The organism is Pseudomonas sp. A-B-19, from assembly GCF_019947515.1.
In the GTDB taxonomy this organism is placed as follows: domain Bacteria; phylum Pseudomonadota; class Gammaproteobacteria; order Pseudomonadales; family Pseudomonadaceae; genus Aquipseudomonas.
Genome location: NZ_JAGYGN010000008.1, coordinates 1 through 19,271, shown reverse-complemented (window position 1 = coordinate 19,271; position 19,271 = coordinate 1). Strand labels below are relative to the sequence as shown.

At 62.6% G+C, this 19,271-nt stretch carries 16 protein-coding genes and 1 pseudogene; 6 read left to right on the top strand and 11 right to left on the bottom strand.

Features of this window, described 5'->3' with window-relative positions; translation table 11 throughout:
- Positions 1-185: 185 nt before the first annotated feature.
- Positions 186-1,364: a trans-sulfuration enzyme family protein gene (locus tag KGA81_RS11035; protein WP_223545834.1), complete on the bottom strand. Its 1,179-nt coding sequence runs from the start codon at positions 1,362-1,364 to the stop codon at positions 186-188.
- Positions 1,361-2,737, bottom strand: a complete 1,377-nt coding sequence (locus tag KGA81_RS11030) for a pyridoxal-phosphate dependent enzyme (RefSeq protein WP_108216054.1) — start codon at positions 2,735-2,737, stop codon at positions 1,361-1,363. Before KGA81_RS11030 ends, KGA81_RS11035 begins: the two co-directional genes overlap by 4 nt.
- A gap of 274 nt (positions 2,738-3,011) precedes the next feature.
- Here KGA81_RS11030 and KGA81_RS11025 point away from each other — a divergent pair, with 274 nt between their 5' ends.
- From KGA81_RS11025 to KGA81_RS11005, 5 genes are read left to right on the top strand one after another with little or no spacing between them, the layout of a single operon-like run.
- Positions 3,012-4,373, top strand: a complete 1,362-nt coding sequence (locus KGA81_RS11025) for a flavin-containing monooxygenase (protein ID WP_223545833.1) — start codon at positions 3,012-3,014, stop codon at positions 4,371-4,373.
- The gene (locus KGA81_RS11020; RefSeq protein WP_003201555.1) at positions 4,373-4,783 is read left to right on the top strand and encodes a RidA family protein; all 411 of its coding nucleotides are present in this window, start codon (positions 4,373-4,375) and stop codon (positions 4,781-4,783) included. The genes KGA81_RS11025 and KGA81_RS11020 overlap by 1 nt, the downstream gene beginning before the upstream one ends.
- A gap of 10 nt (positions 4,784-4,793) precedes the next feature.
- A complete protein-coding gene (locus KGA81_RS11015) occupies positions 4,794-5,468 on the top strand; it encodes a DUF1028 domain-containing protein (RefSeq protein WP_223545832.1) in 675 nt (224 codons plus the stop codon).
- The gene (gene argE / locus KGA81_RS11010) at positions 5,461-6,630 is read left to right on the top strand and encodes an acetylornithine deacetylase (protein ID WP_223545831.1); all 1,170 of its coding nucleotides are present in this window, start codon (positions 5,461-5,463) and stop codon (positions 6,628-6,630) included. The genes KGA81_RS11015 and argE overlap by 8 nt, the downstream gene beginning before the upstream one ends.
- A 35-nt stretch (positions 6,631-6,665) precedes the next feature.
- Positions 6,666-7,706 carry an ABC transporter substrate-binding protein gene (locus KGA81_RS11005; RefSeq protein ID WP_223545830.1) on the top strand — a complete coding sequence of 347 codons (1,041 nt, stop codon included), beginning with the start codon at positions 6,666-6,668 and terminating at the stop codon, positions 7,704-7,706.
- A gap of 146 nt (positions 7,707-7,852) precedes the next feature.
- Here the strand turns inward: KGA81_RS11005 and KGA81_RS11000 are convergent, their stop codons facing one another.
- From KGA81_RS11000 to KGA81_RS10975, 6 genes and pseudogenes are all read right to left on the bottom strand, one after another.
- Positions 7,853-8,362 (bottom strand): copper chaperone PCu(A)C, encoded by a 510-nt coding sequence (locus tag KGA81_RS11000; protein ID WP_223545829.1) that lies wholly within the window; start codon positions 8,360-8,362, stop codon positions 7,853-7,855.
- Between the two features lies 1 nt (position 8,363).
- Positions 8,364-8,969 carry an SCO family protein gene (locus KGA81_RS10995; RefSeq protein WP_223545828.1) on the bottom strand — a complete coding sequence of 202 codons (606 nt, stop codon included), beginning with the start codon at positions 8,967-8,969 and terminating at the stop codon, positions 8,364-8,366.
- Between the two features lie 290 nt (positions 8,970-9,259).
- Positions 9,260-10,144, bottom strand: coding sequence for a ChaN family lipoprotein (locus KGA81_RS10990; protein WP_223545827.1), 885 nt, complete (start codon positions 10,142-10,144; stop codon positions 9,260-9,262).
- 52 nt (positions 10,145-10,196) lie between these two features.
- Positions 10,197-10,964 carry a heme ABC transporter ATP-binding protein gene (locus KGA81_RS10985; RefSeq protein ID WP_223545826.1) on the bottom strand — a complete coding sequence of 256 codons (768 nt, stop codon included), beginning with the start codon at positions 10,962-10,964 and terminating at the stop codon, positions 10,197-10,199.
- Positions 10,964-11,947 (bottom strand): FecCD family ABC transporter permease, encoded by a 984-nt coding sequence (locus KGA81_RS10980; protein WP_223546040.1) that lies wholly within the window; start codon positions 11,945-11,947, stop codon positions 10,964-10,966. The genes KGA81_RS10985 and KGA81_RS10980 overlap by 1 nt, the downstream gene beginning before the upstream one ends.
- A 169-nt stretch (positions 11,948-12,116) precedes the next feature.
- Positions 12,117-12,256: pseudogene (locus KGA81_RS10975) on the bottom strand (hemin-degrading factor); the annotation flags it as partial.
- A gap of 114 nt (positions 12,257-12,370) precedes the next feature.
- Between KGA81_RS10975 and metE the strand changes: the two are divergent.
- On the top strand, positions 12,371-14,659 hold the full coding sequence (gene metE / locus KGA81_RS10970) for a 5-methyltetrahydropteroyltriglutamate--homocysteine S-methyltransferase (RefSeq protein ID WP_223545824.1): 2,289 nt from the start codon (positions 12,371-12,373) through the stop codon (positions 14,657-14,659).
- Positions 14,660-15,293: 634 nt separating this feature from the next.
- Here metE and KGA81_RS10965 read toward each other — a convergent pair.
- From KGA81_RS10965 to KGA81_RS10955, 3 genes are all read right to left on the bottom strand, one after another.
- On the bottom strand, positions 15,294-15,965 hold the full coding sequence (locus tag KGA81_RS10965) for a class I SAM-dependent methyltransferase (protein ID WP_223545823.1): 672 nt from the start codon (positions 15,963-15,965) through the stop codon (positions 15,294-15,296).
- Between the two features lie 96 nt (positions 15,966-16,061).
- Entirely contained in the window at positions 16,062-16,280 is a 219-nt protein-coding gene (locus KGA81_RS10960; RefSeq protein ID WP_223545822.1) for a DUF4287 domain-containing protein, read from the bottom strand.
- 174 nt (positions 16,281-16,454) lie between these two features.
- Entirely contained in the window at positions 16,455-18,758 is a 2,304-nt protein-coding gene (locus KGA81_RS10955) for a DUF3772 domain-containing protein (protein WP_223545821.1), read from the bottom strand.
- Positions 18,759-19,271 lie beyond the last annotated feature (513 nt).

Below are 19,271 nucleotides of genomic sequence, written 5' to 3'. Positions count from 1 at the left end.
TATCGACTGATCCACCGCGATCACGAGCAAGCGCTCCCACAGGGGATCTCTGGTGAGCCCCCAATTTTTGTACGATAGACATTCAAGTGTGGGAGCGAGCTTGCTCGCGATGACGGCGTATCAGTCAGCGTCAGTATTGACTGATCCACCGCTATCGCGAGCAAGCTCGCTCCTACAGAGGGTGCTTACATCCGCGCCAGCGCCTGCGCCAGATCGGCCCGTAAGTCTTCGACGTCCTCTACGCCGACGGACAACCGCACCAACCCGTCGCCGATCCCCAGCTCTGCGCGGGTAGCCGGTGGAATGGTGGCGTGGGTCATGATCGCCGGGTGTTCGATCAGGCTTTCCACGCCGCCGAGGCTCTCGGCCAGGGCGAAGATCTGTACGCTCTCGAGGAAGCGTTTGGCGCCGGCCAGGTCACTGTTGAGGTCCAGGGCAATCATCCCGCCGAAACCGCGCATTTGCCGTTGGGCCAGTTCGTGTTGCGGGTGCGACGGCAGGCCGGGGTAGTAGACCCGTGCGACTTGCGGTTGGCGCTCCAGCCACTGCGCCAGCTCCAGGGCGTTGCTGCAATGGCGCTCCATGCGCAGCGCCAGGGTCTTCACCCCGCGCAGGGTGAGGAAGGCGTCGAACGGGCCGGCGATGGCGCCGACGGCGTTTTGCAGGAAGCCCAGGCGCTCGGCCAGTTCGGCGTTCTGCCCGACCACGGCGATGCCGCCGATCACGTCGGAGTGGCCGTTGAGGTATTTGGTGGTCGAGTGCAGCACGATGTCGAAACCCAGTTCCAGCGGGCGCTGGATCCACGGGCTGGCGAAGGTGTTGTCGGCCACGCAGATGATGCCGCGCGCGCGGCAGGTGCGGGCGATGGCGGCCAGGTCCGTGAGGCGCAGCAGCGGATTGCTTGGGGTCTCGACCATGACCATCCGGGTGTCGTCTTGCAGGGACGCCTCGAAGGCCGCCAGGTCGGTCAGGTCGACGAAGCTGAAGCGGTGCCCGGCGCTGCGCTGGCGCACCTTGTCGAACAGGCGGAAGGTGCCGCCGTACAGATCGTTACCCGAGACGATGTGCGAGCCGGCGTCGAGCAGCTCCAGCACCGTGGAAATGGTCGCCAGCCCCGAGGCGAAGGCAAACGCCCGGGTGCCGCCTTCGAGGTCGGCCACGCAGCGCTCCAGCGCCCAGCGCGTCGGGTTGTGCGAGCGCCCGTAGTCCAGGCCCTTGTGCACCCCGGGGCTCGTTTGCAGATAGGTGGAGTTGGCATAGATCGGCGGCATCAACGCCCCGGTCGAAGGGTCCGGCGCTTGCCCGGCGTGGATCACCCGGGTGGCGAAGCCCTGTGGCGGGGCGTTTTTGTCCTGTTGACTCATGGCAGGGATCTCCGCAAATGGTTGAGCATGTCGGTTCGGGTAATCAGGCCGTGAAACCCCGAGGCATCCTGAATGATCGCCACCAGCCCCCGGCCAAGCTCTGCCTCCAGTTCCGCCAGAGAGGCATCGGGGGACAGGGTTTGCAGTTTGTCGGTCATGGCGCTGGATACGGCCTTGCGAAAGTGCGCAACGTCTTCATGCACGCCCAGCAGGATGTCGGACTCGTCGATCACGCCGACCAGTTGTTTGCCGTTCACCAGCACCGGCAGTTGCGAGACATCCGCCAGGCGCATGCGTTGAAACGCCGTCAGTAGCGTGTCATCCGGGCCGACGCTGATCACCCGGCCATCCTCGAAGCGCCGCGCGATCAGGTCGCGCAGGTTGCCGTAGTGCTTGCGTTGCAACAGACCCTGATCGTTCATCCACTGGTCGTTGTAGACCTTCGACAAATAACGCGTACCGGTATCGCAGACGAAGCTGACCACCCGTTTCGGCTGGGTCTGTTCGCGGCAGTAACGCAGGGCGGCGGCCAGCAAGGTGCCGGTCGACGAGCCGCCGAGAATGCCTTCGACGCGCAGCAACTGGCGGGCGTGGTCAAAGCTTTCTTCGTCGCTGATCGAGTAGGCGTGGCGCACGCTGGACAGGTCGGCAATCGAGGGAATGAAGTCTTCGCCGATGCCTTCCACCGCCCAGGAACCAGGGGTGGGGAGGGTGCCATTGCGGCTGTATTCGGCCATCACCGAGCCGACCGGGTCGGCCAGGACCATTTCCAGGTCCGGCTGCACGCGTTTGAAGAAACGGGTCAGGCCGGTGAGGGTGCCGGCCGAGCCGACCCCGACCACGATGGCGTCCACATCGTGCTGGGTCTGCGCCCAGATCTCCGGCGCGGTGCTGCATTCGTGGGCCAGCGGGTTGGCGGGGTTGTTGAACTGGTCGGCGAAGAACGCATCGGGAATGTCCGCGGCCAGCCGCGCGGCGACGTCCTGGTAGTACTCGGGATGGCCCTTGCCGACATCGGAACGGGTGATGTGCACCTCGGCGCCCATGGCCTTGAGGTGCAGGACCTTCTCGGTGGACATCTTGTCTGGCACCACCAGCACCACCCGGTAACCCTTGGCGCGGCCGACCAGGGCCAGGCCCAGCCCGGTGTTGCCGGCGGTGGCTTCGACGATGGTGCCGCCGGGGCGCAAGCGACCATCGCGTTCGGCGACATCGATCATCGCCAGACCGATGCGGTCCTTGATCGAACCGCCGGGGTTCTGGGATTCGAGCTTGAGAAACAGCGTGCACGGGCCGGTATCGAAACGGCTGACGCGCACCAGGGGGGTATTGCCAATCAGTTCGAGCACGGCAGGACGGGAATTGTCGGGCATGTCATCACTCCTTGCGTAAATCCGCACTGGATGGACAGCAATCCGCGCCGGGTCTTTGCGCCGGTCGCGGGCAATGCATCGCTTGGACCATAGGCCGGGATCGGGTCGGCCGCAACCTTGCACAGCCAACCGGTCGCCTCGACGCTTTTTCCTCGCCAGCGACCACAAAAAACATAATTTCGCTATTTCCCGGCTCCGAACAGAATGCGGCCAACACCCTGACACCGATAGCCGCAGCAGAAGAACAACAGTGATCAGTATCGAGGCGGCAGCCATGACCGACCTGAATCAAACCACCTTTCAGAAGTGCACAGCCATGACAGTTGACAAGACCGAAATTGATACGCTTGTAGTTGGCGCCGGCCAGGCCGGCGTGGCCATGAGTGAACACCTGAGCAAGCTCGGTGTGCCTCACCTCGTGCTGGAGCGCAATCGTATCGCCGAAGCCTGGCGCACCGGCCGCTGGGATTCGCTGGTGGCCAACGGTCCGGCCTGGCACGACCGTTTTCCGGGTATGGAATTCGACGGTCTGGACCCGGATGCCTTCGCCGGAAAAGAGCAGGTGGCCGAGTACTTCGAAGCCTATGCCAAGAAGTTCAATGCGCCGATCCGCACCGGCGTTGAAGTCAAGCAAGTCGAACGCAATGCCGACCGTCCGGGCTTCACTGTTGAAACCTCTGATGGCGTGATCGAGGCCCGCCACGTAGTGGTCGCCACCGGCCCGTTCCAGCGCCCGGCCATACCGCCGATTGCTCCGCAAATCGCCGGCATCAGCCAGATTCACTCCGCCCAATACTTCAATCCGCAGCAACTGGCCGAAGGCGCGGTGCTGGTGGTGGGCGCAGGTTCTTCGGGGGTGCAGATCGCCGATGAGCTGCAACGCTGCGGCAAACAGGTCTACCTGTCGGTCGGCGCCCACGACCGTCCGCCACGTGCCTATCGCAACCGAGATTTCTGCTGGTGGCTGGGAGTGCTCGGCGAGTGGGATGCCGAAGCCATGCAGCCGGGCAAGGAGCACGTGACCATCGCCGTGAGCGGTGCCCGTGGTGGCCACACCGTGGACTTCCGCCGGCTGGCACATCAGGGCATGACGCTGGTCGGCCTGACCCAATCGTTCAACGGCGCTGTGGTGAGTTTCGAAGACAACCTGGCCGACAACATCCGGCGCGGTGATGAAAATTACCTGGCGCTGCTCGACAAGGCCGACGCCTATATCGAACGCAATGGCCTGGACCTGCCGCTGGAGCCCGAAGCCCGGGCCATGCTGGCCGATCCGGATTGCGTGACCCATCCAATCCTTGAGCTGGACCTGCTCAAGGCCGGCGTGACCACGATCATCTGGGCTACCGGTTACTCCACCGACTACAGCTGGCTGAAGGTCGATGCCTTCAAGGAAAACGGCAAACCCCGGCACCAGCGCGGTGTGTCGGCCGAGCCAGGGGTGTATTTCGTCGGTTTGCCGTGGCAGTCCCGTCGCGGCTCCGCGTTCATCTGGGGCGTTTGGCACGACGCCAAGCACATCGCCGATCACATCGTTAAACAGCACACCTATCTCAACTATCGGGATGCGACCCAGCGTCAAACCGACGCCGCCCGTGCACCTGTTCAGAAAGCCAGCCTCATGGGAGTTCGTTAATGCCTACTCATACCCGCATCCGCATGTTCAACACCAAGGACACCTACCCGAACCAGACGCTGGACAACGATTTGTGCCAGGCCGTGCGCGCCGGCAACACCGTGTATGTGCGCGGTCAGGTCGGCACCGATTTCAACGGTCAACTGGTAGGCCTCGGTGATCCGCGTGCCCAGGCCGAGCAGGCCATGCGCAACGTCAAGCAATTGCTGGAAGAGGCGGGCAGCGACCTGAGCCATATCGTCAAGACCACCACCTACCTGATCGACCCGCGCTACCGCGAACCGGTGTACCAGGAAGTCGGCAAATGGCTCAAGGGCGTGTTCCCGATTTCCACTGGCCTGGTGGTCAGCGCCCTCGGCCAGCCGCAGTGGCTGATGGAAATCGATGTGATCGCTGTCATCCCTGAATAAGGAATTCACCATGACTTTTTCCATCGTGGGTCGCTGCGCCGAGACCGGTCAGTTGGGCATTGCCATCAGCTCTTCAAGCATTGCCGTCGGTGCGCGCTGCCCGTGGCTGCGGGCCGGGGTCGGCGCGGTGTCGAGCCAGAACATCACGCTGCCGGCCCTTGGCCCGCAGATACTCGATGAACTGGCGGGCGGCTCGGCGCCACCCCAGGCGCTCGACCACTCATTGACCCGCAATGGCTACAGCCAATACCGCCAGGTGGCGGTGGTCGATGCCCACGGGCGCACGGCGGTGTTCAGCGGCAACCACGCCCTGGGCATCAATAACGCGGTGGCCGGTGAGCAATGTGTGGCGGCCGGCAACCTGCTGGCCAACAGTGGGGTGATCGAGGCGATGGTCGCGGCATTCGAAAACAGCGAAGGCTGCCTCGCCACCCGGCTGATGAAGGCTTTGCAAGCCGGGCAGGATGCGGGGGGCGAAGCTGGCGCGGTGCACTCGGCGGCGTTGTCGGTGGTCGGTGACCTGACCTGGCCGATTGTCGACCTGCGGGTAGATTGGGCCGATGAAAACCCGATCGGCGAGCTGGGCAAGCTGTGGATTGCCTACGAGCCGCAATTGCAGGACTACCTGACCCGCGCCCTCAATCCGACTCTGGCCCCCGCGTATGGAGTGCCCGGCGATGAGTGAGTTGCGCAGCCGCGCCCTGCTCGCGCGATTGATCGGGTTCGCCACGGTCAGCCGCGATTCGAACCTTGCGCTGATCGAGTTCGTGCGCGACTACCTGCACGAACTGGGCGTGGATTGCGAACTGATCTACAACGCCGAGCGCACCAAGGCCAATCTATTGGCCACGGTCGGCCCGCGTGTGGCCGGCGGCATTGTGCTGTCCGGGCACACCGACGTGGTGCCGGTGGACGGCCAGGCCTGGACAGTCGAGCCGTTCTGCCTGAGCGAGGCGGGCGGCAAGCTTTATGGGCGTGGTACGGCGGACATGAAAGGTTATCTGGCGTCGGTGCTGGCGGCGGTGCCGATGTTTCTGGCCAGCGCTTTAAAGCGCCCGGTGCATTTGGCGTTTTCTTATGACGAAGAGGTCGGTTGCCTCGGTGTGCGCAGGTTGCTGGAAGTGCTGCCCCAACGCATCCCGGCCCCGGCGTTGTGTTTGATCGGCGAGCCGACCGAGCTCAAGCCGGTGCTCGGCCACAAGGGCAAACTGGCGATGCGCTGTCACGTGCGCGGCGCCGCCTGCCATTCGGCGTACGCGCCTTATGGGGTCAATGCCATCGAGCAGGCCGCGCGCCTGATCGGTCGGCTGGGCGACATCGGCGCCACCCTGGCCCGGCCGTCATTGCACGACAAACGCTTCGATCCGGCGTTCTCGACCGTCCAGGTCGGGGTGATCCAGGGCGGTACGGCGCTGAACATCGTGCCAGCGGACTGCCGTTTCGATTTCGAGATCCGCGCCTTGCCGGACTTCGCTCCGCAAGTGGTCGTCGATGAACTGCAGGACTACGCCGAGCAGACGTTGCTGCCGGCCATGCAGGCCGTGGACACCGATACCGGTATCCGCTTTGAAAAAATCTCGGCCTATCCGGGCCTTGCGACACCCACCGACAGCGCGGCAGCCCGGCTGATTGCCCGGCTGTGCGGCAGCGATGAGTTCAGCACCGTGGCCTTTGGCACCGAAGGCGGGCTGTTCGATCAGGCCGGTATTGCTTCGGTGGTCTGCGGTCCCGGCAGCATGGACCAGGGACACAAGCCCGATGAATTTGTCAGCGTCGAACAGATGGCAGCCTGCGACCGCCTGATGGATCGCCTGGCGGCGTACTTGAGTGAATCCGAACACCCATGACAACAAAGGGTCGACAAGGCCCGAGGAAGCGATCCATGTCCAGATCCTTGCGTTGCAGTGTTCCGTTTGCCCTGGCGGTATTGAGTGCCAGTGTGTGGGCGGCCCCCCAGGACCTCACCGTGATTTCCTTCGGTGGTGCTACCAAACAGGCCCAGGATAAGGCCTATTTCCAGCCCTTCAACGCCAGCGGCGCGGGCAACATCATCGCCGGTGAGTACAACGGCGAGCTGTCGAAGATCAAGGCCATGGTCTCGGCCGGTCACACCAGTTGGGACGTGGTCGAAGTCGAAAGCCCCGAGCTGTTGCGTGGCTGCGAGGAGGGCCTGTTCGAGAAGCTCGATGCAGGGCGCTTCGGTGATTCGGCGAACTTCGTGCCGGGTGCACTGACCGAGTGCGGGGTGGCCACTTATGTCTGGTCGATGGTCATGGCCTATGACCAGAGCAAGCAAGCCAAGGCACCGCAATCCTGGGCGGACTTCTGGAATGTCGCCGACTTCCCGGGCAAGCGCGGCCTGCGCAAGAGTGCCAAGTACACCCTGGAAATCGCGCTGCTAGCCGACGGCGTCAAGGCGGACGACGTGTACAAGGTCTTGAACACCCCGCAAGGCGTGACCCGCGCCTTCGCCAAGCTCGATCAGATCAAGCCGAATATCCAGTGGTGGGAGGCGGGCGCACAGCCGGCGCAATGGCTGGTGGCCGGCGACGTGGTGATGAGCGCGGCCTACAACGGCCGGATCGCCTCGGCGCAAAAGGAAGGCATGAAACTGAGCATCGTCTGGCCGCAGAGCCTGTACGACCCGGAATACTGGGCGGTGGTCAAAGGCACGCCGAACAAGGCGCTGGCGGAAAACTTCATCGCGTTTGCCAGCCAGCCGCAGACGCAAAAAGTCTTCTCGGAAACCATCCCCTACGGACCGGTGCATCGCCAGACCCTGCCATTGCTGCCCAAGGACGTGCAGGAGCAACTGCCGACCGCCGAGGCCAACCTGGCCGGCGCCCGGGCCGTGGATGCGGAGTTCTGGGTCGACCATGGCGAGGAGCTTGAACAGCGCTTCAATGCCTGGGCCGCGCGCTGATACAACGGTCGTGTAGCAACGCGGGACCCTGTGGGAGTGAACTTGCCCGCGATGAGGCCATCAGCTTCAACATCCTCGTTGGCTGGTTCACCGCCACCGCCAGCAGGCTGGCTCCCACAGGTTCTGTGTTCTAACTGACGGAGCAATCAATTCATCTTGCTGTGATCATGCATCATCGAGCTGTGATCCATGGTGCCGATCGCCTTGGCAACGGCTTCGACCTGAACCGACGTTTTCTCGCCTTTGGCGTCTTCCACGATCAGGGTCAGCGGCACCTTGTCGCCTTCCTTGATCTGGCCCGTCAGGTTCATGAGCATGATGTGGTAGCCGTGGGGATCGAAGCTCACCGCTTTACCGGCCGGCAATGCGACAGGCTGCACTTGCTGCATTTTCATCACATCGTCTTTCATGCTCATTTCATGGATCTGCACAAGCCCGGCAACCGGCGTTTGCACGCTCAGAAGTTTGCTGTCGCTGCTCGCGGTGACGGTCATGAAGGCACCACTCGACGGCTGACCGGCTACGGTGGCGCGGACCCAGGCATCTTTGACCTCGGTTTGTGCCGACACGTGAAAAGCCAGGCCAACCAGAGACAATCCCAATGCCATTTTCCTGCAGCGTTGTGCGAAACGGTTTTTAGCCTGCGGGGCATTCATTTCAGCAAACCTCCATCACGGTGAGCAGGTCTTCTGCGCACTCTTGGGCCGTCAGGGACGTGGACAGTCCCAGGCGCAGAGTGCCCCGGGAGTCGAAGACATAGCTGGTCGCGGTATGGGAGAGGGTATAGGTATCGCCGCTCGGGACCTTTTCAAAGAACACGCCGAATTCCTTGGCGGTGGCGGCGGTTTCTTCCAGGGTGCCGTACAGCGCCTCGAAGCTCGGGTCGAAGGCTTTGACGTATTTATCGATCATCTCTGGCGTGTCGCGCTCAGGGTCCAGGGTGATGAAGACCACCTGCAGCCTTTCGCCATCGCGCCCCATCAGTTTCTTGGCCTGTGCCGCACGGGCCAGCGTGGTGGGGCACACAGCCGGGCACTGGGTGAAACCGAAGAACACCATTGGCATCAGCCCGCGATAGCTGCCCAGCATCCGGGTTTCGCCTTCAGCGTTCTTGAGCTTGAAGTTACGCCCCATGATCTTGTCGCTGAGGTCTTTGCCGTACTTGAACGACAGCTTGCTGCTGTCGTCGCAACCGGCGAGCAGGCCCAGGCTCAACAGGCCCATGCCTTGCAGGACCGTTCGGCGGGTATACACAGTACTCATGAAAAAAAGCATCCTGTTGAACAGGCTGAAATGACAGCGTGATGACTGTACAGACGAAAAAATCGTGGGGATGTTAACAAACTGTGTCGGTGCCGGAGGGGCGGATACGACCATTGGACCGGTGCACAGGCGTGACATAGTGTCGCGCCGGAGCGAGGCCGACCGAGGGCGAGAGCGCTCTTGTGGCGAGGGAGCTTGCTCCCGCTGGGTTGCGAAGCGACCCCCCCTTACCTCTTGAGAGCAGGGGCCTGCTGCGCAGTCCAGCGGGAGCAAGCTCCCTCGCCACAGGTTCAGCGACGCAGTTGCGCGCAGTGATCCTCTTCCGGTTGCGCGGCGGTGTACCACACGTAATCCGCACTCCCGGCAGTCACGGTCTTGCCCGCTTCGGCCAGGATCAGCACCGCATTGCCTTCACCGGCACCCAGGTCCTTGAGGTGCAGTGGCACCCCCAGATCCTTGCGCACGTGGAAGGCTCCGGCCAGCAGCAACGCAGGAAGAGGCGCGGCCATCAGGCGCTGCGCCATGTGCCGGTCACGCTGTTGCTGCACCGCGAGCATCGCCGGCATCTGTGCTTCGGGCAGCAGGCCGCAATGGGATTCGCGAATGTCTTGGAGCAAGGTCGCCTGCACCTGTTGGGTGGTGGAGGCTGCCCCCGTGAGTACCGGGCGCTGTTTGTAGATCTGCATGATCTGCGCGCGGTCCAGATTCGCCGCCAGCAGTGGATACGGTTGCCTTAGCGCGTAGGTGACCAGTGCGCCATAAACGCTCCAGTCCCAATTGGCCTGCCAGGCCAGCGCCGTGAACGCATCGGCCGGTGGCTGGCCGGCGCGGGTCGCGGCTTGGGCGGCATCGACCCTGGCCTGTTGATCGGCATTGAGCATTTCCATCAGCAGGCTGCCCTGGGCCCGTTGTGCCGCCAGTTCGCGCAGCAGCCACAATTGCAGGGCGTGGTGGTCCGGGTTGTCGTGCTGTTCACCGACCAGAACGCGCGGGGCTGCGGCCAGGCGTTCGACCAGTTCTTGCGGGGTCAGCGTACGGCCCGTGGCGAGTTCACGGATGACCCCGACGTCAGAGTGATCACGACCTTGCGGGGCGATCGGCGCCGGCAGTGGTGTGGCCTGATGGGTTTGGCAGGCAGCCAACAGGCTGAATGCACAGAGCAACACAAAGCGCATCGGTTTTCCTTTTTTCACAGGTGCCCCCTCGATGACAGAGGAGGTGGCGGTATCAGCGCGCGATGATCAACGGGTGGCCGCGTTCCGGGTGTTGCTGAATCAGCACTTCCAGACCATACACCGCCGCCAGCGCTTCGGCGGTCAACACCTCTGCCGGTGGACCGCAGGCATGGGGCAGGCCCTGTTGCAACAACAGCAGTTGATCGCAGTAGCGTGCGGCCAGGTTGAGGTCATGCAGGATCACCAGCACGGCGGCCCCGCGCTCGGCGAAGTCACGCACGGCTTGCAAAATGGTGTGCTGGTGCAGCGGATCGAGCATCGACGTCGGTTCATCAAGCAGCAGGATTTGCCCTGCCGCACCCGGCCACAGTTGAGCGAGCACCCGCGCCAGATGCACGCGCTGGCGTTCACCGCCGGACAGGGCCAGGTAACTGCGTCCAGCCAGATGCAGGGCATCGGCCGCTTTAAGCGCTTCGGCGACGATTTCGGCGTCGCGCACGCGCCCGCTGGCGTGAGGCAAGCGACCCATGCCGACGACTTGATTGACCGAGAACGCAAAGTTCAGGCTCGAACTCTGCGGCAGCACCGCCAGGCGTTTGGCTCGCTCCTGGCCCGGCCAGTCGGCGAGTGGACGCTCGTCAAGGCTGACCGTGCCTTCGCTGCTCGCCAATTCGCCACACAAGGCAGCGAGCAGGGTACTTTTGCCGGCGCCATTGGGTCCCAGCACGCCGAGCACTTCACCGGGGCGCAACTCGATATCGATGTTCGCCAGTACCGTGCGCTTGCCACGACGTACCAGCAAGTTGTTTGCCCGCAGCATCAGGAACGCCCTCGCACCAACAGATATAGAAAGAACGGAGCGCCAATCAGTGCAGTCACGATGCCGATGGGCAATTCGGCCGGCGCCAATAACAGGCGCGCCGCCAGGTCGGCCAGCAACAGCAGGCTGGCACCGGCCAGCAACGACGCGGGCAGCAACACCCGGTGATCCGGACCCACCAGCAGACGCATCAGATGCGGTACCACCAGGCCGATAAAACCGATCAGGCCGGCCGCCGCGACGGCCGCGCCGACGCCGAGTGCCGTGCACAACACCAGCTCAAGCTTGATCCGTTCGATGTCGAAGCCCAGGTGACGGGCCTCCGACTCACCCAGCAGCATGGCATTGAGCGCCGCCGCCCGCCGTGGCAACCACAACGCCACGCCCAGGGTAACGATCAGCAACGGCCACAAGCGCGAGTAGCTGGCACCATTGAGGCTGCCCAGGTTCCAGAAGGTCAGGGTGCGCAAGGTCGCGTCATCGGCCAGGTAGGTGAACAGCCCCACGCCGGCACCGGCCATGGCCGTCATCGCCACACCTGCCAAGAGCAGGGTGGCAACGTCGGTTTGCCCGTCGCGGCGGCCGAAGCGATACACCACTGCCGTGACAATCGAACCACCGGCGAAGGCGCTGACCGACAGCAGATAAGGTTCGATGGCCGCTGGCATGCCACCGAGCAGGCTGCCGCCGACGATGGCGAGGGCGGCACCGAGTGCCGCGCCACCAGAAACACCGACCAGACCTGGGTCTGCCAAGGGGTTGCGGAACAACCCCTGCATCGCCACACCGGACAACGCCAGTACCGAACCCACGGCGATGCCGAGCAGGCTGCGCGGCAGGCGAATCTGCCCGAGGATCAGCTCCGCCTGCTGCGTGTCGCCACCGTCAAACGGCAACCCCAGCAGACGCATCCCGGCCAGCAGGGTATCGCCCAGCGGCAGGCTGACCGGTCCGAGGGCCAGGGACAGCCAGAACACCAGCACCAGTAACAGCAGCAAAAAGATCAACGTCGGACGCGGCCGGAAAATGGCCGTCATGGGTTGATCCCGGCGGTCTGCGCTGGGGTGTTCGGGTAGAACGCCGTGGCACGGGCCGATTGTGTCTTGATACGCATCGGGACTATTCCTTGGCCGATCAGAGGGGGTGGCGATCATCGAAATATTCGTAGCGGGTGATGATGCCATCGACGCCCGGCTTACGCACACGCCACGGTTCGGTCACGCCAGTGGTTTCAGATGCAGGTTGAAGGTTGGGGCGAGCATGCTGAACCATGTGTCCATCCAGTGCAGGCTGTGCAGCGTCGTTGAACATGAGAATAACTTGTGATCATCGCGATTAAAATGAGTTTGTCTCACTCGTTGGCACTGTCGACAATGGCTCCATTGAACGCATTGGAGTTATTTGACATGGCTGTGGCCCATTCCCTTGGATTTCCGCGCATTGGTCGCGACCGTGAACTGAAAAAGGCTCAAGAGGCCTTCTGGAAAGGTGAGCTCGACGAAGCCGGCCTGCGCGCCGTGGGCCGTGACCTGCGCAAGACCCACTGGGACTTGCAGAAGAAAGCCGGGATCGAGCTGTTGCCGGTCGGCGACTTCGCCTGGTACGACCAGGTTCTGACCCACTCGTTGATGTTCGGTGTGATCCCCGAGCGCTTCCGCCCGCACGATGGCAAGGCCAGCCTGCAAACCCTGTTCGGCATGGCTCGCGGTGTGAGCGACAGTTGCTGCGGCGGCGCGCACGCCCAGGAAATGACCAAGTGGTTCGACACCAACTATCACTACCTGGTGCCTGAATTCAGCGCCGATCAGCAGTTCCAGCTCGGTTGGGATCAGTTGTTCGAAGAAGTCGAAGAAGCCCACGCACTGGGGCACAACGTCAAGCCGGTGATCATCGGTCCGCTGACTTACCTGTGGCTGGGCAAGGCCAAGGGCGCCGAGTTCGACAAGCTCGAACTGCTCGATCGCCTGCTGCCACTGTACGGTCAAATCTTCCAGCGCCTGGCGGCACAAGGCGTTGAATGGGTACAAATCGACGAGCCGATCCTGGTCCTCGATTTGCCGCAGGAATGGAAAAACGCCTTTGAGCGCGCCTACAACCTGATTCAGCGCGATCCATTGAAGAAGCTGGTCGCCACGTACTTCGGCGGTCTGGAAGAGAACCTGGGCCTGGCCGCCAACCTGCCGGTGGACGGTCTGCACATCGACCTGGTGCGCGCACCTGAGCAGTTCCCGACCATCCTCGACCGCCTGCCGGCCTACAAAGTGTTGTCGCTGGGTGTGGTCAACGGCCGTAACGTCTGGCGCTGCGACCTGGAAAATGCCCTGGCCACCTTGCAGTATGCCCACGAGCGTCTGGGCGATCGCCTGTGGGTTGCGCCATCCTGCTCGCTGCTGCACAGCCCGGTTGACCTGGGGCGTGAAGACAAGCTCGATGCCGAACTGCAAAGCTGGCTGGCGTTTGCCGTGCAGAAGTGTGAAGAAGTCGCGGTGCTGGCTCAGGCGGTCAACCAGCCGGAGGCGCCGAAGGTGCTTGAAGCGCTGAATCGAAGCCGCGCCGTGCAGGCCAGCCGTGCTGCGTCGCCGCGCATTCACAAACCGGCCGTGCAGGCGCGGGTTGCCGCGATCACCGCCCAGGACAGCCAGCGTCGTTCGCCGTTTGCCCAGCGTATCGCCAAACAACGCGCCGGCCTGAACCTGCCACTGTTCCCGACCACCACCATCGGTTCGTTCCCGCAAACCCCGTCGATCCGTCTGGCTCGCCAGTCGTTCAAGCAAGGCAAGCTGACCGAAGCCGAATACACCGAAGCGATGCACAGCGAGATCCGTCACGCCGTGCAAGTGCAGGAGCACCTGGGTCTGGACGTGCTGGTGCACGGTGAAGCCGAGCGTAACGACATGGTCGAGTACTTTGCCGAGCTACTCGACGGCTACGTGTTCACCCGTTTCGGCTGGGTCCAGAGCTACGGTTCGCGCTGCGTGAAACCGGCGGTGATCGTCGGCGACCTGAGCCGTCCGAACGCCATGACCGTGGAGTGGATCCGCTACGCTCAGGGCCTTACCGACAAAGTCATGAAGGGCATGCTGACAGGTCCCGTGACCATGCTGATGTGGTCGTTCCCCCGCGAAGACGTGAGCCGCGAAGTGCAGGCCCGTCAACTGGCCCTGGCGATTCGCGACGAAGTGGTCGACCTGGAAGCCGCCGGGATCAAGATCGTGCAGATCGACGAAGCCGCATTCCGCGAAGGTTTGCCGTTGCGCCGGGCGCAGTGGCAGCACTACCTGGACTGGGCGACGGAAGTGTTCCGCCTGTGCGCCGGCGGCGTGCGCGACGAAACCCAGATCCATACCCATATGTGCTACAGCGAATTCAACGATGTGATCGAGTCCATCGCGGCGATGGATGCCGACGTGATCACCATCGAAACCTCACGCTCGGACATGGAGCTGCTGGAGGCGTTCGAAGCCTTCGCTTACCCGAACGAAATCGGCCCGGGCGTGTATGACATCCACTCGCCACGGGTGCCGGACTCCGCGGAAATGGCCAACCTGCTGCGCAAGGCTGCCAAGCGCATTCCCGCCGACCGCCTGTGGGTCAACCCGGACTGCGGCCTGAAAACCCGCGGCTGGCCGGAAACCGAAGCGGCGCTGGTGCACATGGTCAACGCGGCGCGCCAGCTGCGTAAAGAATGGGCCTGACGCTGTATCGGGTGCACCACTGAACCCTGGAGCGGGCTTGCCCGCGAAGGCGGGGTGTCAGGCGACATCGATGTCGAATGTGCCGGCCTCTTCGCGGGCAGATTGGGGTGGTTCGCAGATTTTGCGTACAGCCACTGAACCTGTGGGAGCGAGCTTGCTCGCGATGACGGGGTGTCAGGCGACATCGATGTCGACTGTGCCGGCCTCTTCGCGGGCAAGCCCGCTCCTACAGTGATTGGGGTGGTTCGCAGATTTTGCGTACAGCCACTGAACCTGTGGGAGCGAGCTTGCCCGCGATGACGGAGTGTCAGGCGACATCGATGTCGACTGTGCCGGCCTCTTCGCGGGCCCGCTCCTACAGTGATTGGGGTGGTTCGCAGATTTTGCGTACAGCCACTAAACCTGTGGGAGCGAGCTTGCTCGCGATGACGGAGTGTCAGGCGACATCGATGTCGACTGTGCCGGCCTCTTCGCGGGCAAGCCCGCTCCTACAGTGATTGGGGTGGTTCGCAGATATTGCGTACAGCCGCTGAACCTGTGGGAGCGAGCTTGCTCGCGATGACGGCATGACAGTCGCCGATGAAGTGACTGCCAGACCGCTATCGTGAGTAAGCTTCCAACGGATTTGCATCAATCACCGCCGCGGTTCGGCCACCAACAGCAACGACTGCGGCACAGGGCTTTGCGGGTGCTGCGGTTCCTGCAAGCCGATCAGCGTAAACCCGGCCATGTCCAGTGCATTAAACCAACTGGACAGGGTTCGGAAATACCACGGCATGGGTTGCCACTGCCCCTTGAAGCCGGCGAAGGTCTCTTCCCGCCAGCCATCCTGATAGTCGCCCGCCGCAGCCGCCCACGGATGCAACGTCTGGATCACCAGCGCGCCACCCGGGGCGAGCAGGGCGTTCATGGCGGCGAGCAGGGGGATGATGTCCTGATGCAGCAGGGCGAAGTTGGCGCAGATCAGATTGTAGTCCCGGCCAATGTCGACTGTCGCTTCGGCCAACGCCTCATAACTCGCCACATGCACCGTCGACGACCCCGCCGCTCGCGCCGCCTCCACCAGCGTCACGTCGCCATCCACACCCACCGCGTCAATGGCCCGATCAGCCAGCGCGCGCAACAACCAGCCTTCGCCGCAACCCAGATCGAGCACACGCTCGGGCTGGCGGCCGAGCACAGCCAGCAGGATGGCCTGGTCGGTGACCTTGAGGCGGCTTTCGATGGAGCCTGTACGGATGGCGTCGATCCAGGCCCGGGCGTTGTGGTGCCAGCTGTCGAGGAGGGTGGATTCGGGGGCTGACATGGTCGATGTCCGGCGTGATGGCTGGGATGAAAGGATAGGGCAACAGAAGGTTAACGGTGGAGCCGGTTTTTACCCGGCACCACCGACTGCGCCTGGTCAGGCGCTTTTGGTGGCTGCCAAATGATAGGCAACCAACGCGTTGGCGTGGCCATGGCCCATGCCGTGTTCGGTTTTGAGCCAGGCCACCATCTCCATGTGTTTCTTGTCGCCGACGGTTTTAAGCAGATCCAGCCAATGGGTGATCGGCTGACCGTACTTTTTTTCGATTGACGGGAAGTACGAAGCCGGTCCTTTGGTTTTTGTCTCTTCGGTCACGATGCAAACTCCCTTTTCGATTTTTCCAGGTTCGAAAGCAGCGCCGGTTACGTTACTTATTTGCCGTCAACGAGTCTATCGTCCGGGCGGTCGACGTTGAAGGTTTGCCTGGGCGACCAAGATCGAAGGACAGACCTTCGACGTGTCGATCCCGCTGTCACGTGCGGTTGAGCATCACACGACCGGCAATTTCGCCAGTTCAATCCCCGCGGCACCCAGCCGCTTGAGAATCTCGAGCAGCAGCTCGCTTTTGATCGCGCCGACGGTGCGTGGGCTGCCGACATAGCCGGTGATGGTCAAGGTGATGCCTTCAGGTTTCAGCTGACTGAAACGCAAGAATGGCACCGGTTTATCGAGAATGGATTCGTGTTCGGTGAAGGTGTCGTGCAGCAGGTTTTGCACTTGTTCAGGGTCGATGTCCAACGGGAACATCAGTTCGAGCATCACCACGCCCTGGGCGCTGCCGCCGAGGGTGACGTTGCGCAGGTTCTGCGAAATCAGGTGGGAGTTGGGCACAATCATGATCGAGCGGTCGGCCAGTTGAATTTCCGTGGCCCGCACGTTGATTCGGCGAATGTCGCCTTCCACGCCGCTGATGCTGATCAGGTCACCGACTTTCACCGGGCGCTCGGTCAGCAGGATCAGGCCGGAGATGAAGTTCTTCACGATCTCCTGAAGCCCGAAGCCGATACCCACTGACAGGGCACTGACGATCCAGGCCAGGTTGGTCCACTTGATCCCCAGCGACGCCAGTGTGAGCAGAACGACGGACACGTAGCCGATGTTGGCGAACAGGGTGCTCAATGAGGCGCACATGCCCGGGTCCATCTCGGTTTTCGGCAGGAACTCGGTATCCAGCCAGCGGCGCAGCGTGCGTATCAGGTAGACACCGATCATCAGTGTCAGGAGGGCATGCATCAGATTGTCCGGGACGATGTTCAGCTTGCGCAGCCCTTCACCGCCGAGTATGGCCACAGTGCCGGTGACCAGTTGGCCTAGCGTCGTCCCCACGCCGCCAACAAACAACGCGATGACGCCGATCAGTATCAGGATGGCGCGGCCTGCGCCGCAAAACACGGTACAGATCTGCTCCAGGCGCGGGTTGCCGATGCCCAGCAGCTGTTTGATGGCCTTGCCGGCGGGTTGCCGGGGCGAAAAAACGTAGTCGCAGGTGTCCTGGTAAACCTGTGTGAGCAGGTAGAAACCGGCGAAGATGATGAATATCCAGACCAATTCATAGGTGATGAACCGGGCCATCGTCACGTAGCCGATCATCAGGGCGAACAGGGACACCACCACGGCAAAGCCGGTAAACGTATAAATCAGGCCGGCGAAGGTGGTGACGCCTTCGGGAGTCTCTCCGGCCACTATCAGGTCCCGGCGCGTCTTGCTGACGCGCAATAACAACGCGCCGATCACCAGTGCCGCGACCAACGCTACGATGCCGCGACCGAACAGCACCACTTCGGCACTCATGCCGGTGACATTGCTCATCTGCACCAGGGTCACCAGCACCAGCAGCAGGCTTGCCAGCAACCTTGGATAGGGTTCCATCGCCAGCGCCACCGGATCGGCGATATCGGGCAGGCGCCAAGAAGGATGTTTGGTCGATAGCAATGCGCGACTCAACCCGGTGATCAGCACGCAGGTATAGGCCAGCTTTTCCAGATACTGCGCCAGATCGGCCAGCAGTGGGGTGTAGGGCAGTTGGCGGGTCCCGGCAACATGCAGCAGTTGCAGGGCGATGTAGGCGGTCAGCAGCGTCGCCACTACCGATGCCAGTGCAAGGGAGCTGCGCCGCAACCGGCCTTCAGGCATTCGATGGAGGCACAACCATGCCAGAGCCCGGCCGGCGAGCTTTCGCCCCACGGTCCAGATGGCCAGGGCCAGGATCAGCAGGGCGGCGGTGATGCCGCGTTTTCCGGGTTGCCAGGCGGCCCGGTGCGTGGCCTCGAGTTGCTCGATGAGGGCGCTGAAACGCTGGCGGTCCTCGATCGGAAGAGCGAACAATGGCGACCAGAATCCCGGGTTCAGGATACTGCTGGTTTGCTGGGTCACTTCCGCCTCGATCAGGCTGCGCCGGATACTGCCAATCTGGGTGATCAGTTCGGCGGCACTTATTTTCAGGGCGGCCAGGGTTTTGAGCTGGCTATCGAGCTTGTTTTTTTGCTCGCCGAGGGCGTCTCGTTGGGTGGTAATGGCAGACGTCACCAATGCGTTTTCTTCGAGCGGCACCGGCCCCAACACGTTGAGTTGCGCCTGCAACTGGGCCTGTCCGGGCAGCAGCGATGTGGACAGGCGCTCAATCTCCTGAATCAGTACTTGCACCTGGTCCTGTGAGCTTTCCAGCTGGGTGTAATTGCTGGCCTGGGAAACCTGCTGCTTGAGGCTGTTGAGCTCATTCTGCACCCCCAGCAATTCGCTGTCGGCGATGCTGATGATCGGGGCTGCGGGAGCGGGGGCAAGGGTGTCGGCCATGGGCGCCGCCAACAGCCAGCCCGGGCTGGCCGCCAGGAGCGCGAAGACGACGCAGATCATTGACTTCAAGACATTGCACATCGGCGAGCTCGACGGGTTGTTAGTCACTTAGCCAATGAGGTTAGGCCAAGGCACGCACTCTAGAGCATTGTTTTGTCGCAAGCGCCTCGGCGGGTTTTTGCCTGGGCGTGACTCTTGTAGCCGGTGACTGGCCTGACAGAGTTCAGGTTAACGAGGTGATCCGGACAGCCGACCAACAGCTTGATGCCAAAGCTGTAATCAAACGCCGGTCGGAACACCGCGACCCTTGTGGGAGCGAGCTTGCTCGCGATGACGGAGTGTCAGTCGATATTTTAGGTGTCAGACACACCGCTATCGCGAGCAAGCTGAACTGGCCTAATGATTTTGGACACTTCAATCGGGCGCTATGATGGCGCCCAAATCTGAGGTGTTTGGATATGCGTAAATCTTATTCCAGTGAGTTCAAGCTCAAAGCTGCCAGCATGGTGCTGG